The 1,481-nt window shown below is 72.9% G+C and carries 1 protein-coding gene and 1 pseudogene; both read left to right on the top strand.

The window, feature by feature from the left end:
* Positions 1–771: pseudogene (locus GA0115259_RS37760) on the top strand (hypothetical protein); the annotation flags it as partial.
* On the top strand, positions 764–1,481 hold a 718-nt coding region (gene trpA, locus GA0115259_RS37755), incomplete at its 3' end, for a tryptophan synthase subunit alpha (RefSeq protein WP_093605099.1). The pseudogene GA0115259_RS37760 and the gene trpA, both read left to right, overlap by 8 nt.

The raw sequence follows: 1,481 nt of genomic DNA, 5'->3' as shown, positions 1-1,481 counted from the left end.
GCGTCGGCGTTCGTCGCCGCCGCGGCCGGGGTACGGGTCGTCAAGACCGGCTCGCGCGCGTACACCAGCTCGCTCGGCTCCGTCGATCTGCTGGTGCGGCTCGGCGTCCGGCTGACCTCCTCGTACGACCAGACCGCCGAGACGCTGGACCGGTTCGGCATCGCCTTCGCGGGCCCGTTCGTCTATCCCGTCCAGCTCACCCGGCTGGCCAGGACGATCGCACCGACGAGCATGAAGCCCTTCGGCCGGTTCCTCAACTCGCTCGGGCCCTTCCTCGCGGATCTGCCCGTCACCGCGCAGATCACCGGTGTCTCGGCGAGCGCGCCGCTGGCGGAGCTGCGCGCCCTCGCCACCACCGTCACCGGCCGCACCCTGTGGCTGACCACCAACGACCGCGGAGCCGATGAACTCCTCGGCTTCGCCGACAACACGATCCACACCAACGACGGCCAGGAGCTGTGCTTCCCGGCGGGCGAGCTCGTAGCGGCCGACGGCGGCTTCGAGGATCTGCTGCCGGTCACGGATCCCGCCGACGCGCCCGCCCACTTCCTCTCCGTCCTCGCCGGCACCGCCGGTGAGGTGGCCACCCGTACGGTCTGCCTCAACGCCGCGGCACTGTCCGTCGCGAGCGGCCACACCCCGGACTGGACCAAGGCCGTCGCCGTCGCGGAGGACGCCGTACGGAGCGGAGCCGCCCGCGAGCTCGCCGAGCGCATACGGGCGGCGGCGCCCGGCAGGCCCGCCGGGACCGGGACGGCGAGCCATGGCTGACTTCTTCACACGGACCGCGCCCGGCGAGGGCCCAGGGCTGGCGCTCTTCCTCAACGCCGGGGATCCGCCGCTCGATGTCCTCGCCGATCTGGTCCTCATGCTCGACGAGGAGGGCGTCGACTGTCTCGAACTGGCCGTGCCCTTCCCGGACTCGGTCACCGACGGGCCCGTGATCCGCCGCTCGGCCCGCCGCGCGCTCGATCTGGGCGTCGGACTGGACGAGGTGCTGGCCTTCATCGCCGAGGTACGGCCGAGGCTGCGCCGGCTGCGGATCGCGCTGCTCGCCGACTGGAGCCACTCGCTCAAGCACCGGGACCCGGAGCGCACGCTGCGTACGGTCGCGGACTCCGGTGCCGACGGACTGCTCGTCCACGCGCTGCCGCCACGGCTGCGCACCGCCCACTACACGGCCGCCCGTGCCGCGGGAGTGCCTGTCGTCACCACCTGCTACCAGCAGAGCCCGCCCGCGACCATGGCCGAGGCGGCGGCCGAGGCAAGCGCGTATCTCTATCTCGTCGCCCACTACGGACGCAGTGGCACCGCTCCGGCCGCCGGCCATGCCGCACTGGCCGCCACGGTCACCGCGCTCCGGGCGCACACAGCGTCCCCGATAGCCATCGGCTTCGGGGTCAGGACCAGACAGGACGTGGAGACCGTCGGAGCCTGCGGAGCCGATGCCGTAATCATCGGCTCCGCAGGAGTCGCCCGGG

Origin of the sequence: Streptomyces sp. MnatMP-M17, assembly GCF_900091995.1 — a bacterium.
Classification (GTDB): Bacteria; Actinomycetota; Actinomycetes; order Streptomycetales; family Streptomycetaceae; genus Streptomyces.
The sequence above is the reverse complement of the archived record's forward strand: the minus strand, read 5'-3'. Positions and strand labels throughout refer to the sequence as shown.